This is a genomic window from Streptomyces sp. UF-297, assembly GCF_058245575.1.
In genome coordinates this window covers 138,962-155,859 of record NZ_JBSIBZ010000008.1, presented here as the reverse complement: position 1 = coordinate 155,859, position 16,898 = coordinate 138,962, and the positions used below count along the sequence as shown (strand labels likewise).

The window sequence follows — 16,898 nt, the reverse complement described above, 5'->3', positions numbered from 1 at the left end:
CCCCCCCCCCCCCCCCCCCCCCCCCCCCCCCCCCCCCCCCCCCCCCCCCCCCCCCCCCCCCCCCCCCCCCCCCGCCGGGGGTCAGCGCCTTGGGCGCGCCGTTGGCCTGCGCGGCGGGCGCGGCCACCTGCTGCGGCTGCTCGCCGTCGGTGCCGCCCACGCGCACCACGTACGCCGCGGTGCCGCCGTTGTTGAAGAACCCGTAGACCGAGTGCGCCAGGTAATACCCGTCGGTGAACTCCCCGAAGGCGGCCACGTACTGGGACCAGTTCGTCACCAGCGTCGGCTCGTTCAGCGGCCCGGTGGGCGCGAGCCCCACGAACGCCGCGACGGATGTCCCGACCCCCTCGATGGGCCGGGAGCCGCTGGCGACCTCCTCGACGTATACGCCGGGAGACAGGTACGTGGGCATGAGCGTGCTCCTCGAAAGTGTGGGTCTGGCCGCGGAGGGGCGGCAGCCGAGTTACTGGTCGTGATCTTGGGACGCTGTCGCCGGGGCCGACATCACCCGCGAGGCCGTTGCCTCCGCCTCCCGCTCGAAGCGGTCCGAGGGGTCGCTGACCTGGGTGCCGTCACCCCGGTCCGTACCGGCGACCGGGCCGTTGCGCTGCTGGATGACGTGGGTCAGCTCGTGGGCGAGCATGTGGCGCCCGGCCGAGCTGGCGGTGTCGTAGCGGCCGCGCTGGAAGACGATGTGCGAACCGGAGGTGTACGCATGGGCGTCGACGGATTCCGCGGAGGCGTGCGCGGCCGAGTCCGTGTGGATGCGTACGTCGGAGAAGTCCGCGCCGAGCCGGCTCTCCATGTCGGTGCGTACGGAGTCCTCCAGCGGGCTTCCGGAGGTGCGCAGCACATCGTGGACGGCGGAGCGCTGGACCGGTTCGGCCGAGGACGCGGCGGGTCGCTCGCCGTGGCCGCAGCCCGGTCCGTGCCGGTGCTGTTCCTGTGCCGCGAGTGCCGCCGTGAAGGCCGCGTTGCCCGCCGTGCGCTGGAGGGCGGCCACGGTCTCGACCGGGGACAGCGCGGCGTCCGGGCGCGGCGCCCGCGCCGGACCCGGGCGGCCGCCCGCGGCTCTGTCCTGGCCGTTTCGGGCCTGCCGGTCGTGTGCACGCATGACGGCGGCTCCCCCTCGGCGTCGCATCTCGCGGTTCGTACGGTGTTGACGTTCCTACGCTGTCGACGATGGCGTACGGCACCGTCCCGGCGTAGAGACGGACGGACGTCGCCGAGGGCAGACGCCACTGCCCGTTCGGTCACGGCTGGCGCGTACGGCGCTTCTTCGCGGGCGGTCCGGCGGAGGCAGCGGCGGAGGCGCTGGCGGCCTCCTGCGTCTCCTTGGCCGCTTTGGCCGCCTGAGCGGCTTGCGCCGCCTGGGCCGCCCCTGGCGTCCCGTGCTGGTAGACCCCGATGGGCGTCACCGGGTCCTTGGCCTTGGCACGGGTCTTGACCAGGGCGTAGACGTCGCCCCCGTCCCCGGGATTGCCCGCGACGTCCTGCTTCATCTTCTGGTAGACCGCGGGCTCCAGCTGGTAGGCGTCCAGCAGCTCGAAGACGAAGCCCTCCCCGGGCCCCAGGCCGTTCTTGATGAGGACTTCCTGGGAGCTCTTGGCGGCGTTGTTGGCCGACCGCTTGTCGCCGCCGAAGACGGTGTCGAACTGCTTCGGGTCCGTGGTGTCGTAGTACGTGTCCTTCTCGAACGCCTTGTCCTGCGGGATCCGTACTTTGACGATGCGGTGCGCCTTCTCCTCGTTGGCCTGCGAGGCCCATGCCGCGGCCACCTTGAGGCTGCGGGTGAAGGACACCCAGGCCGACTTCACCTCCAGCTTGCTGCCGTCCTGGATGTGCTTGGCCGCGCTGACGCTGGCGTCGTGGACCGCGGGCGGCCGGATGCCCGTCAGGCTCGGCTCCTCCTCGGGCCGCAGCGACCGGTACAGGACGTTGGGGTCCTCGCTGTCGGACTCGCCCTCGGACTCCGGGTCCACCTCGCGGTAGCGGGGCATCGCCTTTCGCAGCGACGCCTCCGTGAGCTGCTCGGCAAGGTGGGGGTGATCGCGACGGAGAGCATCGAGGCTGCGCTTGTGCCGGAGCAACTGCTGTGCCAGCTTGATGATTTGCTCGTCCGACAGCGTCGTGGTGTCTACTTTGTCCCGCTGTCCTGGGGGAGCGATGCGCGCCCGCTGCACCGCGGCGTTGCCCGCACTGCGCTGCAGGGCCGCTACTGCCTCCGGTCCCAGCCGTCCCGCTCGCCCGGCCGCCAGAGCGCGGGCCGCCGCGGCGGGGAGAGGGGACGCCGTACGCGCGGGGCGCGCCGCCCCCAAGCGGTCGTGCCCGGATGCGGAGTGCCGGTCCTGTGCGCGCATGACGTCCCCTGGTACCGCTTCAGCCGTTCGTACGCTGTTGACCATGGCGTACGGGGACGCCGCGCTGTAGAGGCGGGCGGGCGTCTTCGAGGGCATCGGCGGTTGCCCGTCCGGTCACCCGCTCACTCGGCGTGCGGCCGCTCCGCGCCCCGTGCCAGGTTTTCCTCGCCGATGACGTGTGCGAAGGACTGGTCCGTGCCGGCGGCGCCGTACAGCGCGAAGTAGCCCAGGGACTTGCCCCACTGGGTGGCGGCGTAGGAGTCGGCGGCGGTTTCGTAGGACAGGGTGTCCGGGCCGTCGCGCAGGATCACGGCGGCGAAGTGGTTCTGCCAGGCGCCGCCCTGCTGGTCGCGCAGATTGACGTAGTGGTTCTCGCCGACGGCGGGCGCCTCGCGGACCGTGCCGAGCCCGCCCGGCGGCCGTCCGATCAGCTGTTGCGCGGTGCCCTGGCAGTCGTTGGGGATCGTGATCATCAGCGCGGCCACCTGCGCCTCCTGCTCCTGGACGGTCTCCAGCCCGTCCAGGTAGGACCTGGACAGCCGCTGCAGCAGCTCCTTGGCGCTCTCCAGCGTCTGGCCGCCGGGGAAGGTGCGGTCGCTGAACTGCGCCATCAGCCAGCCGCCGCCCATCATGGCGTTCGCCAGGCTGTTGGCCCGCCCGTACAGGCTGTTGACCTGGTCGGCGGCGCCTGCCTTCATGGCCTTTTGGATCTCTGCGGTGAGCAGCACGATGCGCTCCAACTCCTTTGCCCCGCTCAGGTGCTGGAGGTATGCGGAGCGCTTGTCCGCCCGCTGCTCGGTGCTGTCGCCGCGGACCGGCTCGTACGCGGCCTCCGCGCCGTCCCGCCCGGCGGTGGTGACGGCGGCCCTGGCCCGTTCCGCCGTCTTGTAGACGGGCAGCACCTGATGCAGGGTCCGCTCCCCGACCTTGACGCTCTCGCCCGCCTCCAGGGTGATGGACACCCGCTCCTGGCGGTCCAGGTCGGCGGCGGCCTGCCGGATCAGATCGGCGTCGGCGAAGGCCGCGCGCCGGTCCCGCAGCGCGATCCGGCCGCCCGCGGAGATCTTGGCGAAGCCGTGCTGCGGCTCCTGGGAATACCGCTGCACCGGGGCGGATTGTGTCAGAGCGCGGGTCACCGCGGAGTTGCCCGCGGTGCGCTGGAGGTGGGCGAGGACGGCGGCGGGGTGCTGCGGCCCGCCGTCGCGGGGACGGGCCGCGGGTGCGGGCGCCGGCGCCTGGTGCGGTGCCGTCCGCCGGTGGTCTTGCGCGTGCACGGTGCCTCCGTTGACTGCCTGCCGATGGACTGCGGTGACCTGCGGGCCGACGTCCGCGCGCACGTCAGCAGACGGATGCGTACGGATGCCCGGGTGCGTACGGTGCTCGTGTGCGCCGACGGGCAGGACGGCCCCGCCCGACCCTGCCCCCTGGTCACCGAGCGCGGCCAGGGCGAAACGGGCGGCACAGAGGCAGAGTTCGATGATCGCTCGGGCGGCGCCGGCGTAGGGGAGCGGAGGCGGCATGCGGGTCCGGCGGCCGGTGCGGGCCGGCCGGAGGCAGGGGTGTCACCTCTTGAGGATTAAACTTCCCAAGGGGTCGGGGGAGGTAACTGTGCAGGTCATCGGCTTCGTGCGAGGTGGCACCCCACCAGTATACCTTCGGTGTATAGAGTGGTGTCCGAAAGGGCAGCACCGCGGGAACCGCGGGGCAAGGGGGCGAACGGGCTGTGGGTGACGAGGGCGGCGGCCAGGCCGCTCATTCCTTGCGCTTTCAGGTGCTGGGACCGGTATGGGTCAGGCGCGGCGGACAGCCGCTGAGGACCGGATCGCCCCAGCAGTGCGCCACGCTCGCGGTCCTGCTGCTGCACGGCGGCCGCCCGGCCTCCATCCAGGACCTGGTCGACGCGCTGTGGGAGTCGGACCCGCCGGCCCGCGCGGTGGGCACCCTGCGTACGTACGTCTCCCGGCTGCGCACCCTGCTGGAGCCGGACCGTCAGTCCAGGGGGCGGGCCGCACTCCTGGTGTCGGCGGGCACCGGATACGCGCTGCGGCTGCCCGAAGGAGCCCTGGACGCAACGGAGTTCGAGGACCTGCTGGGTGCCGCCACCCGCCTGCGCGCCGCGGGCGACATGGAGGGTGCCCATGCGCGCCTGGAGCGGGCGCTGGCGCTGTGGGAGGGCGATACGCCGCTGGCCGGAGTGCCGGGCCCGTACGCGCACCGCCAGCGCGGGCGCCTGACCGAGCTGCGCGTCGGCGCCCAGGAGGAACTGTTCCGCTGCGCGCTGGCGCTGGAGCGGCACATGGACACGGTGGCCGAGCTGCGCGCCTTCGCCGCCGAACACCCGCTGCGCGAACGCACCCAGGCCCTCTTGATGCAGGCCCTGCACCGCAGCGGGCGCCGCGCGGAGGCCCTGGCGGCGTACGAGAAGACCCGCCGCACCCTGGACTCCGAGCTCGGCGTCACCCCCGGCCGCGAGCTGGCGGAGCTCCATCTGCGGCTGCTGCGCGCCGCCCCCGGGCCGGACACCGCGAAGGCGCCGCGCAGCGTCCCCGCACCCCGCGCCGCGCCCGAGCCCGCCCCCCGCTCCACGGCCGTGCCGCAGAGCGCAGCCGCCAGGAACGGAGCCCTCCTGGGAGCCGTACGCGACTTCGTGCTCCCCGCCCCCGCGTCCACCTCCCTGCCGCCCTTCCCCACCTCGCCCGTCCCCGCGCCCCGCCGCGCGCACCAAGGGGCCCCGCCCCCGCCGTACGCCCACCCCCTCGGCGTCCCCGCTCAACTCCCGCCCGACATATCCGACTTCACCGGCCGGGAGGCCGCCGTCGCCGAGCTGCGTGACGCGCTGTGCGCCACGGCCCGCGAGGGCGTGCTGCCGGTGGCGACCCTCACCGGGCTCGGCGGCGTCGGCAAGACGGCGCTGGCCGTGCATGTCGCACACGCCGTCCGCACCCGCTTCCCCGACGGCCAGCTCTACGTCGACCTGGGCGGCGGCGACGGGGCACCGATCGACACCAGCACCGTGCTCACCGGCTTTCTGCGCGCCCTGGGCTGCTCCGGCAGCGCCGTACCGGACGGCCTGGAACAGCAGGCCGCGCTGTACCGCTCGCTGCTCGCCGGGCGCCGGGTCCTGGTCCTGCTGGACAACGCGCGCGACACCGCGCAGGTGCGGCCGCTGCTCCCCGGCACCCCGGGCTGCGCGGTGCTGGTCACCAGCCGGTCGCGGACCATCGCGCTGCCCGGCGCGCGGCTCGTCGGCGTGGACGCGATGGCGCACGACGAAGCGCTCGGCCTGCTCGGCGCGGTCATCGGCCGCGGGCGGATCGCCGCCGAGCCGTACGCCGCCCGCGACCTGGTCGCCGCCTGCGGCGGGCTGCCGCTCGCCGTCCGTATAGCCGCCTCCCGCCTGGCCGCCCGCCCCCGCCGCGCCGTCGCCGACCTGGCGGACCGGCTGCGCGACGAGCAGCGGCGCCTGGACGAGCTGCGCGTCGGCGACCTGGGCGTGGACGCCACCTTCCAGCTCGGGTACGAGGCCCTCGACCCCGAACTGGCCCGCGCCTTCCGGCTCGTGGCCCTGTGCGAGATGCCGTCCTTCTGCCAGGGCGCGGCGGCCGCGATGCTCGGGTTGAGCGACGACGACGCGGACGCGGTGGTGGAGAGCCTGGTGGACGCGGGGCTCGTCGAGCTGCACGGCGTGGACCGCTACCGCTACCACGACCTGGTCCGCCTCTTCGCCCGCCGGCTCAGCGAACGCGAGGACACCGCGGCCGAGCGCGACACCGCCCGCCGCCGCTTCCTGGACTACGTCCTGGCCACTGTCATCACGGCCGTACGCCGCACCGAACCGCACAGCATCCTGCCCAACCTGCTGCACCGCCCCGCCTCCGAAGGCGTCCACCTGGCCGACGCCGAGGCGGCCCGCCAGTGGCTGGACGGCGCCCACTCCCGCCTGTACGTCTTCGCCGAACGCGCCCTGCAGTCCGAGCACTCCACCGCCCTCGCCGGCCCTGCTGCCCCCGCACCCACCGCCCTCGCGGGCTCCTCTGCCTCTGCCCCTGCCCCTGCCCCCGACGCCCGGCCCAGCAGCCTGCGCCTGACCGTCGACCTGCTCACCGCCTGGTCGCACCTGGTCATCGGCACCGCCCGCCACCGCGACCTGGAGCCCCTGGTCCGCCTCGCCCTGGAGAGCGCCCGGCGCCGCGGCGAGGACCTGGCGGCGGCCCGCGCCCTGCGGCTGCTCGGCGCCCCCAACTACGGCACCCAGACCTTCGCGCGCGCCGAGCGGGCGCTGCGCGAGGGGCTGCGGCTGGCCGAGGCGAGCGGCGATGTGCTCGTACGGGCCGAGGGCGCCCACGAGTTGGGCTTCGTGCTGCTGTCCATGGGCCGGGCCGAGGAGGCCCTGCCCCTGCTGGAACAGGCCTACGACCGCTTCGGCGAGCTGGGCGGCGACACCGACCGGATCCGCATCCTCTCCCACATGGCCCGCGCCCATGTCGCCCTCGGGCGCCCGGCGGACGCGGACACCGCGCTGGCCGAGGCGCTGCACCGCTCCCGGGAGCCGGGCCGCACCGACACCCTGGCCGAGGTGCTCTACCACGCGGGCTGCGCCCTGATGCGGGACCGCCGGGCGGGGGAGGCAGCGGCGCTGCTGCGCGAGGCCCAGCAGCACAACCGCGAGGCCCGCAACCCGCGTTGGGAGGCCTCCTCCTGGGCGCGCCTGGCGCACTGCGTCCTGGACCAGGGCAGGCCGCACGAGGCGCTGGACTGCGCGGACCAGGCGCTGTCCATCGCGGGCGACCTGGGCGACTCGCTGTGCCGCGCACTGGCCCAGGCCGCCCGCGGCCGCGCCCTGCTGGCCCTGGGCGATACCCAACGTGCCCGCCAGGAACTGACCGCCGCCCACCTGGTCATGTTCCACCGCGGCACCCACGAAGCCACCGAGGTAGCCGCCCTCCTCTCCGACCTGGACGCGGCCCCCTACGTCCCCGCTGTATAGCCCCGTAAGGGCCGTGGGGAACGGCGCATTCTTGAGGGGCGCGGGGAACTGCGCAAAGAGGGGCGCGGGGAACTGCGCATCTTTGAGGGGCGCGGGGAACTGCGCGACAAGCCCCCACGGCCCGCAGTGGAATAGCGCACCCCCCGCGAGGCGCGCGGCTACGGCCACAGGGGCAGCAATCGTGCACCCACTTCTGCCCGTAAGGCCGCTCCCCCCGCCTCCTCCGCCCGGTTGACTGCCCGGGTGAGCATGTGGACTTCACTGGAACCGGCCACGACCACCGTCGACCCGGGATCCGGCGCGAGCGTACGGCTGCGCGTACGCAACACCGGGGACACCGTCGAGGAGTACCGGCTGCAAGTGGTCGGTGCGGCAGCGGGCTGGTCGCGCGTGGAGCCGGATGTACTGCGGCTCTACCCGGGGGCGGAAGGCACGGCCCAGGTGGAGTTCGCCCCGCCGCGCACGCCGGACGCCCTCGCGGGCCCGACGCCCTTCGGCGTGCGCGTACAGCCGCGCGAGGCCCCGCAGACCACCGACGTGGTGGAGGGCCAGATCACCGTCGGCCCGTTCGCCGAACTGCGCACCGAGCTGGTGCCGCTGGTCGTACGGGGCCGCTGGAGCGCCAAGGGCGCGCTGGCCGTGGACAACCTCGGCAACCAGCCGCTGACCGCCTCCTTCTCCGGCCGTGAGAACGGCGAGGAGCTGGAGGTCGAGGCCGAGCCCGGCTCCGTCCAGGTCGCCCCCGGCCGCGCCGCCTTCGCCGACCTGCGCCTCAAGCCGGGCGCCGTCAGCTGGGTGGGCGGCACCAAGAAGCACCCCTTCACCGTCTCCGTACTGCGTCCGGGCGTCCCGGACCCCACCGAGCTGCGCGGTACGTACATCCAGCCCTCCGTGCTGCCGCGCTGGGCGATGGCGGTGCTCTCGCTGCTGGTCGCGCTGGTCGTGGCGGCCGTGGTGATCTGGTTCCAGCACAAGCCGCAGATGTCCTCGCAGGCCACCGAGAAGCCGGGCAAGCAGCAGCAGCTTCCCCAGGGCGGCATGTCCCCGGCGCCCAGCCCCACTCCGGCCGCTCCGAAGACGGAGCCCAGCGAGACCCCGGCCAAGAAGCCCCCGAAGGAGGAGCCGAAGCCGGACCCCAAGCCGGGGGGCGAGGAAAAGCCCAAGCCGCCGGCGCCCAAGCCGCAGATCGTGCGCGCCCACGCCAACAACTTCAGCCCCACGGACTCCATGTTCCTGGACGTCGCCAACGGGCAGAAGGAGACCGGCACGACGGTCACCACGCATACCTGGTCGGACGGGAAGGCCGGAAAGAACCAGTGGTGGACCGTGCACCGCTACGACGACAAGACCATCGCCCTGGAGCCGGGCAACGCCCCGGGCACGGTGCTGGACAAGAACATGGACAGCAACCTGGTCACGATCTGGGGACAGGACCCGGCGAAGATCGCGTCCGGTCAGCTCCCGGACAACCAGCGGTGGCGGCTGGAGGACGCGGGCGAGGGCTACTTCCTGATCGTCAATGTGGCAACGGGCACTTGCCTGATGGCCCCGGGCCACGACAAGCCGAACGAGGTGGCGGGCTGCTTCCAGAAGGGCGACGGCAACCGCGTCTTCCAGGAGTGGAAGATAGCCGACCGGCCGTAAGCTTGTCGTTTATCCAACGCGCCGTGGTTTGGTGCCCACCTTGTGATGGGTGGGACGGCTGTATGCCTGGCCGGTGGCGAGGACGCGTCCCACGTCATAGCGGGTGGCTGGCCGCCGGTTCTTCGAGCCAGGCGGGCGCCCGGGACCGGGCCGGGAGGGTTTCGGTGCACGCGCTGGCGACGGCGTTTTCGCGCGGAGGTTTCTGAACCCTCGCCGAACCCTTGCCGGGGTGAGCTTGTTCGGTGGCGTCGGCCTCTCCCAGGGTCTCCGGAGGTCAGCGGCCAGTGGGCGGGCAAGACGGAGCTGAGTGTGGGCGGCGATCACGAGCCAGGTCCAGCGGTCTGCCGCGGCGGAGTCGCGGAGGCGAGGCTTGGTCCATCCCAGGGTCTGCTTGAACAGGCGAAACGTGTGCTCGATGTCGAAGCGCCGTATGAAGGACTGCCAGCAGCGGTCGATGTCCTGAGCCGTGGCTGCGGTTCGCGACCACCAGAGCCAGACCGGCTTGTTGACTCCTCCCGAGGGCAGTTTCTCGACGGCCAAGCGGATGACGGTTCCCTCGATGATGGGCAGTGGCCCTTCGTGGTCGAGCCAGGCCGCACGGCGGGTGAGCCGGGGATGGAGCCGGTCCCAGGCTTGCGCGGTGGCTCGTCCGTAGAGCCGGGTGGCTGTGGTCGTCACGGCCTGCTCGGTGCCCCACGTAGAAGGGTCGCCGAAGACGAACTCGCCACCGTGCTTGGGCGGGCGCCCGCCTCTCGGGTCGTAGACGCGTGGTGGTGTCGGCCGTCGCATAACCCGGTCGGACCGGAGCCGCCCGAGGATCTGCACCGGCAGACCGGACAGGAGGTGAGCGATGCGAGGTGCGTCGTATCCGGAGTCCAGGACGACCAGGATCTCGGGGTCTCCTTCCCGCCACTGACCAGCGGCGATGAGCCGCTCGGTGACCTCACGGATCTGGGCGGTGGTTACGGCCGCGAGATCGGCGCCCGGCTCCAGCCGGATGGCATCCAGCACGGCGGTCCAGGAGGTGCGGCCGGCCTCCAGCGCGGCCAGGACCGAGTACGGCCAGCCAGGGATCATCCGGTGCTCGTTCTGGCCCCGGCCATAGGTATGGCAGAAGGAACGGTCCGGGCAGGTCGCGGCGCCCGGCCTCAGCCAGGGTGATACGTCAACGGCCAGGACTAGCCTGCCGTCCGCCGCTCTCGGCAACGGCAGGCCGGCCAGGGCCCGACGAAGCCGATCCGCCCCTGGTTGAGCCCGCCATACAGAGCTCCGTGACCCCGGCGGTGTTCTGGCGCGAGCGCGAGATCCACCAGCGTTTTGACCGGGCCCTCCGTGCAGAGGAGGGCCTCCGTCAGCTCGAACAACGCGTCCGAGCGTCCTGTGAGACACGCATAGAAGTCCGCCCGGAACTGCGACAACCTGGCCAGCGACTCACGCCGGCCACCGGTCAGAAGACTCACCCCGCGCGACCCTGCCTAACCTCGACCTGGAGCAGGCGCGGAGAGGCCTCGAACCCATGGCGGGAGTACGCCGAAACCGCCCGGTCGCTGGAGTGAACGGTCACCCGCTCAAGGCTGAGGTCCCTCGCCCACGCCAAGACCGCCTCGATCAGCTCGCCGCCCAGGCCGCGGTCGCGCTCCTCGGGCACGACGTACGTGCACTGCACGTCACCCGACATCCGCTCGAACGTGCGTGGATGCGGCACACGCTGCGTGATCGCCAGCCAGGCCATGCCGATCACCACGTCGTCACGGACCATCACCATGCACCGATGCGAGGACTCGGCCTCCCGGGCCCATGCCACGAACCGGGGGACGAACTCGTCCAGCATGGTGTCGGGGGTTCCATAGAGCTCCTGCACCCACCGCCAACGCAACTCAGCTACGGCGGCTAACTCATGGGGCTGGGCAGGGCGGCACGCGATGTCATCCACGGCTTCATCCTGGCGCAGAATCATCAGCACGACGGCCGCTTCCACCACTCCCGCACCAACAGAGCGGCGGCCCAGGGCCCCTCTTCGTTAAATGACAAGGTAAGCGCCTGTGTCTGAACGAAGGGGCGCGGCCGCCGGCCGCGCCCCACACAGGTCTTCGGATACCCCTGGTCCCGTATCAGGCCCAGGCCGACGCACCCTCGACGCGCCCCCCGGCACGCCACCGCTGCACCTCGCGGGTCACTGCTGCCAGGGCAGTGCCCCGCCCGGCACCAGCCGCCCCATCTTGCGGTACTCCCGCCGCGCCCCGGCCCGTACGTCCGCGCCGGACACCGCCTCGCCCCGGCCCGCCGCCAGATAGCCCGCGGTCACCGCGGCCGACCTGATGCCGCCGCCCGCGAGCTCGAACTCCTTGGCGCACCGGACCAGTTCGTCCTCCAGATCCGCCGCGCACGGCGTGTCCACCAGGCAGGAGCGCCACAGCGCGATCCGCTGCTCGACATCCGGGAACGGGAAGTCCACCACCAGGTCCAGCCGCCGGGTGAACGCCTCGTCGATGTTGGCCCGCAGATTGGTGGTCAGCACGGCGATCCCGTCGAAGGCCTCCAGCCGCTGGAGCAGGTACGCGCTCTCCAGGTTGGCGTACCGGTCGTGCGAGCTCTTGACCTCCGAGCGCTTGCCGAAGACCGCGTCGGCCTCGTCGAAGAGCAGCACCGCGTCGGTGCGGTCCGCCTCGGAGAAGATCCGCTCCAGGTTCTTCTCCGTCTCCCCGATGTACTTGTCCACCACCGCGGACAGCTCCACCACATAGAGATCCAGGCCGAGTTCACCGGCCACGACCTCGGCGGACAGCGTCTTTCCGGTGCCGGAGTCCCCGGCGAACAGCGCGACCACCCCGCGCCCGCGCCCGCCCCCGGTGCGCAGCCGCCACTCGCCCAGCACCCGGTCCCGCTGCCGGGCGCGCACCGTCAGCTCCCGCAGCATCTCCAGGGGCTCCGGCGGCAGTACGAGATCGCCGAAGCCGACCGCGGGCCGGATACGCCGCGCGTGCCGGTCCAGCAGCGGCGCGGACTGCCGTCGCGCGCTGTGCTGCAGGTGCGCGGCGGTCAGCGCCGTGCCCTCGAAGGCCGCCAGCGCGACGGCCGCCCTCGCGGCCCGCCGTATCTGCGCCCCACTGAGCCGGTACGGAGCCACCGCCTCCCCGAGGTCGAACCCGACGCCGGTCTCCAACGAGGGGTCGCAAGCGGCCAGTTCGGCCCGCCAGCTCTCCACCGGGCCGCGCCCGCCGCGCACCGCCCCCACCGCCCCAGCCAACCCCTCCGCATCATCCAGCGCGAGCAGCCCCGCATCAGGTGCCCACTGCGGGTCGTACGGATCGCCCCCCACGAACACCACCGGCACATCCCCCGTGGCCAGCGCCCGTACCAGTGGGCCGGGGCGCTCGGGCAGTGGTCCCGCCACGATCGCGGCCCGCCGCAGCCGCGCCTCGCGCAGCAGTGCCGCGCTCACGTCTTCGGGGTCCTCCGCGGCGGCGGGAGGGGCTGTCCGGCCCGCCTCCCGTTCCCCCGTGCGCTCCACCGCCTGCGCCGCCCCGTACCCGGGCCGATAGCGCAGTACGGGCACGCCGGCGGCCCGCAGCGCATCGGCCACCGGCCCGGCCGCCGCGCCCTCCGCCCGCTCCCGCAGGTACACCATCAGCGGCCGCTCGGCGGCGAGCGCCGCGATCCGTGCCGCCCGCCCCTCGCCCCGCTCCCCGCCCGGATCGGCGGCCAGCAACTCCACGCCGCTGCCCGCCAGTTCGGGATCGACGGCGTCGTCCCCGAGCAGATGGGCGACCACCCGTTCGGGCACGGTCAGCGCCCGTCCCGGCAGCGGCCGGTCCTCGTCCGCCAGCCCGAGCAGCCCGCCCGCGCGCAGCGGCGCCAGGGGGTGGAAGCGGCCCCGCGCCGCCGGGTCGTGGGGCCCGGTGCCCGCGAGGTCCAGGGCCAGCGCGACCGTGGCCCGCCGCCTCCCCACATCGTCGTTGAGGTACCCGTACAGCGGCTCGAAGCGCCGGTCCACATCGGGTGCGAGAGCCGACAGCAGAATGTGCACGTCCAGCGCCGACAGCCCGAAGTCCGCCGCCAACTGCCCCAGGGCGTCGGCGGTATCAGGGATTTCCTGCGCGACGCCGCCCGCCCCCGAAGGCGCGGCCGCGGGCGACACCGGCGCGGCGGCGACCAGCCGCCGCGCCGTCTCCTGCGTCACATACAGCCCCCGCAGCGGGTCCGCCGCCGTCGGGTCATCGGCACTGCGCCCCTCGACCAGCTCGGCCACCCGGGCCCGCAGCGCCTCCAACCGGTCCAGCAGCGAAGGGTTTTCCCCGCTCACGGGGCCACCTCCCCCTTGCCGCCGCCGTTCGTCCGCAGCATCCGCGGCCGGGACGGGTCCCGCTCCCCGTCGATGTCCCGTACGACCACGGCGGCCTCGGTGACCGGTGGCCCGACCGGGTACGTCGGCGACACCGGGAACGGCACCGTGATCACCACGTCCAGCGAGGGCTTGAGCTCCCCGCCCAGCGCGGACCAGATGTCGGCGAGCGAACGCGACTCGGCGGGCGGCACCGCGACCGTCAGCGGAATCGTGACCTTCAGCGCGGCCAGGGAGTCCGGCAGCGTGTCCGGCGGCAGCAGCTCGTGCATGAGCAGGGTGCCCAACGCGGCCGACAGCAGCCGGTGTTCGTCCTCGGGCCGCGTCGTCCACGCGGTCAGCAGGTACGACAGCCGGTACCAGCGCGGCGGCTGCCGCCTGCGCACCGCCGCCCCGCTGCTGTCCCGCTCCACGTACGCGCCCCGCTCGCGCCGGGCCAGGTCCTCGCGGATGTCGTAGAGGTAGGTGTTGAGCGTGGGCGCGTTGCGCCGGGCCGCCCAGTCGCGGGTGGGCGCCTCGAAGACGACCTCGCCGGTCCCCTCCGGCAGCGCCCCGCCGCGCAGCAGCCCCCGCAACGCCTCGTCGACCTCGTGGATCACGCCACCGCCCCCGGCCGCGCGCTGGCGTACACGTGCTTGATCCGCATTAGATGTATCCCTCTCGCAGCGCGTACGCCACGGCGTGCGCGCGGTTGTGCAACTGCAGCCGCGTCATCAGGGCGTGCAGAACGTTCTTGACCGTGCGCTCGGAGTAGGCCAGCTTCTCCGAGATCTGCCGGGTGTCCAGGCCCTCCGCGATCAGCCGCACCACGTCCACCTCGCGGGGCGCCATGCCCAGCGTCGGTACGAGTGCGCCGCTCGCGGCGGGCGAGGCGTCCAGCGCGGACCGGCGCAGCCGGCCCAGCTGCGCCATCAGCCGGTTGATCAGGTCCGGTGGCAGCTCCCCCTCGCCGCGCGCCGCACTGTGCACCGCGCGCAGCAGCTTCTGCGGCGTGGCCTGGTGCCGCCACAGGATGGCCCGTACGCCGTACTCGACGACCGCCATCAGCTCCGGCTCCCGCAGCTCGCCCGCGATCAGTACGACGCGCTGCTCACCGCCTCTGACCAGGCGGCGCAGCTCGGAGGCTGCCATGTCGTCCAAACGGTCGGCCAACATGACGGCGACCTGTTCCTGGCCCTCTTTGGGGCTGTCCACCAATTCGACGGTGGGTTCGTGCTGGAGATGGCTGATGACCCCGGCGCGACTGAGGGGGTCGGTGGCATGCACGGCCACCGAGATGCGTGTAATGACCACTGGTGATCCCTGTCTTCCCCCGTGTAGCGACAGGCACAGCATCACCGCGACCGATCAATAAACGATTGCCGAACTGTCAACAATGACCAGAAGGGCAAAACCAAGGCCTCAAAACGGGCCCCGTCAGGGGCGCGGGGAACTGCGCGAGCGGCCCCACTCAGCGGCACGGAGACCTGCACGCCCAGCCCCCCCCCACCAGGGGCGCGGGGAACGGCGCAAAAAGGGGCGCGGGGAACTGCGCAATCTTGAAGCGCACGACGACCCGCCCGCCCAGCCCCCACCATCAGGGGCGCGGGGAACTGCGCAAAGAGGGGCGCGGGGAACGGCGCGACCGGCCCCCACCGGTCCGCAGGTGCTCCCAACGCAGAGGGGGCCCGGGCCATCCGGCCCGAGCCCCCTCACAACAGCAAGCCCTACTCGGCGGAGCCGAACCGCTCCCGGTACGACTCCAAGTCATCCTCGGTGATCTTGGCGAAGAGCACCGGCGGCACCGTGAAGCCCGTGCCCGCCGGCACGAAGTCCAGCGCCTTGGCCTCCTCCGCCGACACCCAGACCGCCGTGTCATCGGCCAGCGCGAACGCCCCCCGCATCGCCTTCGCCGACGCCGGAATAAACGGCTCCGAGACGATCGCGTACAGATGGATCAGGTTCATCGCCGTACGCAGCGTCAGCGCCGCCGCCTCCGGGTCGGTCTTGATCTCCAGCCAGGGGGCCTTCTCCTCCAGGTAGGAGTTGCCCGCGCTCCACAGCGCCCGCAGCGAGGCCGCGGCCTTGCGGAACTGCAGGGCCTCCATGTGGCCCTCGTACTCGCCCAGCAGCTGCGCGATCTGCTCGCCCAGCTTCGCCTCGGCCTCGCCCGCCTGGGCGCCCGCCGGTACGTCGTCACCGAAGCGCTTGCGCGAGAAGGACAGCACGCGGTTGACGAAGTTGCCGAGCGTGTCCGCCAGGTCCTTGTTGACCGAGGCGGAGAACAGCTCCCAGGTGAAGGAGGTGTCGTCCGACTCCGGCGCGTTGGCCATCAGGAAGTAGCGCCAGTAGTCGGCGGGCAGGATCTCCAGCGCCGCGTCGGTGAAGATGCCGCGCTGCTGTGAGGTGGAGAACTTGCCGCCGTAGTAGTTCAGCCAGTTGAAGGCCTTGAGGAAGTCGACCTTCTTCCACGGCTCACGGGTGCCCAGCTGCGTCGCCGGGAACATCACGGAGTGGAACGGGACGTTGTCCTTGGCCATGAACTCCGTGTAGCGGACGGTCTCGTCGGCCTCGTACCACCACGACTTCCAGTCGCGGCTGCCGTCGGAAACGGCGTCGGCCCACTCCTTCGTCGCCCCGATGTACTCGATCGGCGCGTCGAACCACACGTAGAAGACCTTGCCCTCGGCCGCCAGCTCCGGCCACACATCGGCCGGCACCGGGACGCCCCACTCCAGGTCACGGGTGATCGCCCGGTCGTGCAGCCCCTCGGTCAGCCACTTGCGCGCGATGGAGGAGGCCAGGGTGGGCCACTCGTCACCGTTGGCGTCGATCCACGCCTCGACCTCGCCCTGCAGCTTGGACTGGAGCAGGAAGAGGTGCTTGGTCTCCCGCACCTCAAGATCACTGCTGCCGCTGATCGCCGAGCGCGCGTCGATCAGGTCGGTGGGGTCCAGGACGCGGGTGCAGTTCTCGCACTGGTCGCCGCGCGCCTTGTCGTAACCGCAGTGCGGGCACGTACCGACGATGTAGCGGTCCGGCAGGAAGCGCTCGTCCGCGTTCGAGTACACCTGGCGGATCGCCCGCTCCTCGATGAACCCGTTCTCGTGCAGCTTGCGCGCGAAGTGCTGGGTCAGCTCCACGTTCTGCGGCGAGGAGCTGCGCCCGAAGTAGTCGAAGGCGAGAGAGAAGCCGTCGTAGATCGCCTTCTGCGCCTCGTGCTGCTCGCCGCAGAAGGTGTCCACGGGCAGGCCCGCGTCCTTGGCGGCCAGCTCGGCGGGCGTGCCGTGCTCGTCGGTGGCGCAGATGTAGAGGACCTCGTGCCCGCGCTGGCGCAGGTAGCGGGCGTACACGTCGGCCGGGAGCATGGACCCCACCATGTTGCCCAGGTGCTTGATCCCGTTGATGTACGGAAGGGCGCTGGTGATGAGGTGTCGAGCCATTGCCGGCTGCTCCCAAGTCGCTACGGTGAGTGAGGATTTGTTCTACGGAACGTCAATATCGTACTTGACGGGGTGGGGGCCACCGCGCCCCCTTTTCCGCACCGCCCTCGGCCTCCGGCCCGGTCGTCGTCCGGGCCGGGGAG

The 16,898-nt window shown here is 72.6% G+C and carries 11 protein-coding genes and 2 pseudogenes; 3 read left to right on the top strand and 10 right to left on the bottom strand.

The annotated features are described in order from the left end of the window. Positions 1-352 (bottom strand): annotated as a pseudogene (locus AC4IJH_RS07730) (phage tail sheath family protein); the annotation flags it as partial. On the opposite strand from AC4IJH_RS07730, the gene AC4IJH_RS07725 reads away from it, so the two are divergent. Beyond that, positions 234-476 carry a hypothetical protein gene (locus AC4IJH_RS07725; protein ID WP_490850800.1) on the top strand — a complete coding sequence of 81 codons (243 nt, stop codon included), beginning with the start codon at positions 234-236 and terminating at the stop codon, positions 474-476. The pseudogene AC4IJH_RS07730 and the gene AC4IJH_RS07725 overlap by 119 nt on opposite strands. Here AC4IJH_RS07725 and AC4IJH_RS07720 read toward each other — a convergent pair. From AC4IJH_RS07720 to AC4IJH_RS07710, 3 genes are all read right to left on the bottom strand, one after another. Further along, positions 464-1,114 carry an eCIS core domain-containing protein gene (locus AC4IJH_RS07720; RefSeq protein WP_490850789.1) on the bottom strand — a complete coding sequence of 217 codons (651 nt, stop codon included), beginning with the start codon at positions 1,112-1,114 and terminating at the stop codon, positions 464-466. The genes AC4IJH_RS07725 and AC4IJH_RS07720 overlap by 13 nt on opposite strands. 139 nt (positions 1,115-1,253) lie before the next feature. Next, positions 1,254-2,360 (bottom strand): hypothetical protein, encoded by a 1,107-nt coding sequence (locus tag AC4IJH_RS07715; RefSeq protein ID WP_490850788.1) that lies wholly within the window; start codon positions 2,358-2,360, stop codon positions 1,254-1,256. A 122-nt stretch (positions 2,361-2,482) separates the two neighbouring features. Next, positions 2,483-3,880, bottom strand: coding sequence for a hypothetical protein (locus tag AC4IJH_RS07710; RefSeq protein WP_490850787.1), 1,398 nt, complete (start codon positions 3,878-3,880; stop codon positions 2,483-2,485). A gap of 203 nt (positions 3,881-4,083) precedes the next feature. On the opposite strand from AC4IJH_RS07710, the gene AC4IJH_RS07705 reads away from it, so the two are divergent. Both AC4IJH_RS07705 and AC4IJH_RS07700 read left to right on the top strand, forming a co-directional pair. Then, positions 4,084-7,347 (top strand): AfsR/SARP family transcriptional regulator, encoded by a 3,264-nt coding sequence (locus AC4IJH_RS07705; RefSeq protein WP_490850786.1) that lies wholly within the window; start codon positions 4,084-4,086, stop codon positions 7,345-7,347. Between the two features lie 249 nt (positions 7,348-7,596). Next, positions 7,597-8,991, top strand: a complete 1,395-nt coding sequence (locus AC4IJH_RS07700; protein WP_490850799.1) for an RICIN domain-containing protein — start codon at positions 7,597-7,599, stop codon at positions 8,989-8,991. A 9-nt stretch (positions 8,992-9,000) separates the two neighbouring features. Here AC4IJH_RS07700 and AC4IJH_RS07695 read toward each other — a convergent pair. The 6 genes and pseudogenes from AC4IJH_RS07695 to metG all read right to left on the bottom strand — a co-directional run bounded on the left by AC4IJH_RS07695 (position 9,001) and on the right by metG (position 16,755). Next, positions 9,001-10,451: pseudogene (locus AC4IJH_RS07695) on the bottom strand (NF041680 family putative transposase). Continuing rightward, positions 10,448-10,948, bottom strand: a complete 501-nt coding sequence (locus tag AC4IJH_RS07690) for a GNAT family N-acetyltransferase (protein ID WP_490850798.1) — start codon at positions 10,946-10,948, stop codon at positions 10,448-10,450. Before AC4IJH_RS07690 ends, AC4IJH_RS07695 begins: the two are co-directional and overlap by 4 nt. A 216-nt stretch (positions 10,949-11,164) precedes the next feature. Then, positions 11,165-13,294, bottom strand: a complete 2,130-nt coding sequence (locus AC4IJH_RS07685) for an AAA family ATPase (protein ID WP_490850785.1) — start codon at positions 13,292-13,294, stop codon at positions 11,165-11,167. After that, positions 13,291-13,932 (bottom strand): Pvc16 family protein, encoded by a 642-nt coding sequence (locus AC4IJH_RS07680; protein WP_490850784.1) that lies wholly within the window; start codon positions 13,930-13,932, stop codon positions 13,291-13,293. Before AC4IJH_RS07680 ends, AC4IJH_RS07685 begins: the two co-directional genes overlap by 4 nt. A gap of 46 nt (positions 13,933-13,978) precedes the next feature. After that, on the bottom strand, positions 13,979-14,668 hold the full coding sequence (locus AC4IJH_RS07675; protein ID WP_490850783.1) for a response regulator transcription factor: 690 nt from the start codon (positions 14,666-14,668) through the stop codon (positions 13,979-13,981). Between the two features lie 371 nt (positions 14,669-15,039). Further along, positions 15,040-16,755 (bottom strand): methionine--tRNA ligase, encoded by a 1,716-nt coding sequence (gene metG, locus AC4IJH_RS07670; RefSeq protein WP_490850782.1) that lies wholly within the window; start codon positions 16,753-16,755, stop codon positions 15,040-15,042. Positions 16,756-16,898: the final 143 nt, after the last annotated feature.

What these genes read in the sequence shown, in the direction of transcription:
- AC4IJH_RS07700 (WP_490850799.1), top strand. Translation starts at nt 7,597, where the DNA reads ATGTGGACTTCACTGGAACCGGCCACGACCACCGTCGACCCGGGATCC.
- AC4IJH_RS07720 (WP_490850789.1), bottom strand. Translation starts at nt 1,114, where the DNA reads ATGCGTGCACACGACCGGCAGGCCCGAAACGGCCAGGACAGAGCCGCG.
- AC4IJH_RS07710 (WP_490850787.1), bottom strand. Translation starts at nt 3,880, where the DNA reads ATGCCGCCTCCGCTCCCCTACGCCGGCGCCGCCCGAGCGATCATCGAA.
- AC4IJH_RS07715 (WP_490850788.1), bottom strand. Translation starts at nt 2,360, where the DNA reads ATGCGCGCACAGGACCGGCACTCCGCATCCGGGCACGACCGCTTGGGG.
- AC4IJH_RS07675 (WP_490850783.1), bottom strand. Translation starts at nt 14,668, where the DNA reads ATGCTGTGCCTGTCGCTACACGGGGGAAGACAGGGATCACCAGTGGTC.
- AC4IJH_RS07690 (WP_490850798.1), bottom strand. Translation starts at nt 10,948, where the DNA reads ATGATTCTGCGCCAGGATGAAGCCGTGGATGACATCGCGTGCCGCCCT.
- metG (WP_490850782.1), bottom strand. Translation starts at nt 16,755, where the DNA reads ATGGCTCGACACCTCATCACCAGCGCCCTTCCGTACATCAACGGGATC.